2 protein-coding genes are annotated in these 2,260 nt (G+C 59.3%); both read left to right on the top strand.

Annotated elements, in window-relative coordinates:
* The first annotated feature begins 37 nt into the window (after positions 1 to 37).
* Positions 38 to 337, top strand: coding sequence for an exopolysaccharide production repressor protein (locus tag EN991_RS41865; protein WP_082826585.1), 300 nt, complete (start codon positions 38 to 40; stop codon positions 335 to 337).
* Between the two features lie 236 nt (positions 338 to 573).
* Complete coding sequence (locus EN991_RS32955) at positions 574 to 1,587, top strand: 1-aminocyclopropane-1-carboxylate deaminase (RefSeq protein ID WP_024505903.1); 1,014 nt, start codon at positions 574 to 576, stop codon at positions 1,585 to 1,587.
* Positions 1,588 to 2,260: the final 673 nt, after the last annotated feature.

Genomic DNA, 2,260 nt, shown 5'->3' with positions numbered 1-2,260 from the left:
GCCTGCGGCCGCGTCTGCCCCAAGAACTGCCAGACGCATGTTCCGGCCGACGAGCTCGCAACATGATCTGGCGAAAACCAGGGGAGCGGCGTGCACTTCATCTTTTTGTCGGCTCGTGGGGCTGGTCCTGTGCAGCAATGCGTCGATGGTTTACTTCGCTTTGGATTCGCTCCGTGTGGCAGTCGTCACGACGCTGGCCTGTTCGCTGCTGCTTCAGGCCGGCTACTTCGGCCGCGTGCTCTTTCTGATCTGGCAGTCCTCTAGCCGCGCTCGTGGAACTCGCCACAGGGGCCAGCATGCCGATGGTTACAGGAAAGCTCGGGTACCAGTCGTCTGACTCTGATCAACTGCGGAATGCAATTTTCAGCTGTGTCCCGGCTTGGTCGAATGCCCAGCATGTGCTGCTGCTTTGATGCGCGGATGACAGGATCAGTGCTCAGACCCACACCAATTTTGGTCACCCTCTGATGACTGAGCTGATCGTATAGGGAATCTGTGTTCGGCTAACACGCGACCATACCCCTGGGCTGACCGGTGCGTAGCAGGTTCAGGTACTTTTTTGCTGGAGATAGCATGCTGGAAAAATTCGAACGTTATCCGCTCACCTTTGGACCCACGCCGATCGAGAGGCTCGACCGCCTCGGCAAGCATCTGGGCGACAAGGTGGAAATCTACGTCAAACGCGAGGACTGCAACTCCGGTCTCGCGTTCGGCGGAAACAAGCTGCGCAAGCTCGAATACATTGTGCCCGACGCGATCGCGTCAGATGCCGATACGCTCGTCACAATCGGTGGCGTGCAGTCCAACCATACGCGCATGGTCGCTGCGGTCGCCGCCAAGATCGGCATGAAATGCCTCCTGGTCCAGGAGAGCTGGGTCCCACATGATGATGCTGTCTACGACCGGGTCGGCAATATCCTCTTGAGCCGCATCATGGGGGCAGAGGTGCGCCTGGTTGACGAGGGCTTTGACATCGGCATCCGCCGCAGCTGGGAAAAGGCACTTTATGAAGTCAAGGCAAGGGGCGGCAGGCCATATGCGATACCTGCCGGCGCCTCTGTCCACAAATACGGCGGCCTGGGCTATGTGGGGTTCGCTGAGGAGGTGCGTGCCCAGGAAGAGCAGCTTGGGTTTGCCTTCGACTATATCGTCGTCTGTACGGTGACTGGTTCAACCCACGGCGGCATGCTCGTCGGGTTCGCCAAGGATGGTCGACAGCGCAACGTGATCGGTATCGATGCCTCCGCCATGCCCGCCAAGACCAAGGCGCAGGTGCTTGGCATCGCCCAAAATACAGCGAAGCTCGTCCACCTCGGAGCGGAAATTGTCGAGGCAGACGTGGTGTTGTTCATGGACTACGCGTACCCGGGTTATGGCGTTCCATCGGAGGAAACCAAAGAGGCAATCCGTTTGTGCGCGCGGCTCGAGGGCATGATTACGGACCCCGTTTACGAGGGCAAATCGATGCAAGGGATGATCGACCTCGTCCAGAGGGGCTTCTTTCCACAGGGATCGAGGGTCCTCTACGCACATCTAGGCGGCGCACCGGCGATCAACGGGTACGGCTACACCTTTCGCAACGGCTGACGTTCGGCAGTCTGCGATTCCGCGGTCGCGCTCGAACGTGGGTAGGTAGCGTCGTTCGAGCGCTTGGCTGGAGAAGTGGAGGCAGCGACGGGCATCCACTAATTGGTACCATTACGTGCTGTCGGTGCTCAACGCCACGCGCATTGAGCGCATGCCGCCGTTGGCAACCGCGAGGCGAATTTTGACTCCGGGGCAAGAATCCACACGCGGCGGTGGCGGCACGAGGACCAAGCCGGCGAGTTCGCGCTTTCGAACTGGCGCCAAACTGCCACTGCTCGAGGGCCGAGGCCAGTCTAATCACAGGCGAGCCGTCCAAGCTCTCAAGAGTGATAGGGCGAAACCCGACAGCGGCAGAAGACATGTCGGGTTCACGACAATCGGCCGCATTTGGCCTCGTGGAGAATTTCAAAGCATTTCCCGCCGCTTACCGGAGCTGAGGGAATTGGCACCTCCGTTGCAGCTTGATGTGCGGCAACACGGTGAGAGCTTCGCTGAAGCAAGCCAGAGGGAGCGATGCCCTCGAGACCGTGTCCGATTTTGACTGGAAAATATTCCGCGACAAAAGAGACGAAAGGTGTGGAATGACTTTGGACACCAAGATGGAACTGCGTATGGGGTCCCCGGCTCCTGCGATCAAAGTGGAGAACTGGCTGCGTGGCGAGCCCCTCACGAA

The sequence above is a fragment of the Mesorhizobium sp. M7A.F.Ca.US.005.03.2.1 genome (assembly GCF_003997795.1).
GTDB lineage: Bacteria > Pseudomonadota > Alphaproteobacteria > Rhizobiales > Rhizobiaceae > Mesorhizobium > Mesorhizobium ciceri.
Note: the sequence above shows the minus strand (reverse complement) of the source record. Positions and strands in the feature narration are given on the sequence as shown.

Bases quoted from the DNA above. Each gene is read 5' to 3' on its own strand.
- EN991_RS32955 (WP_024505903.1), top strand. From the start codon at position 574: ATGCTGGAAAAATTCGAACGTTATCCGCTCACCTTTGGACCCACGCCG.
- EN991_RS41865 (WP_082826585.1), top strand. From the start codon at position 38: ATGTTCCGGCCGACGAGCTCGCAACATGATCTGGCGAAAACCAGGGGA.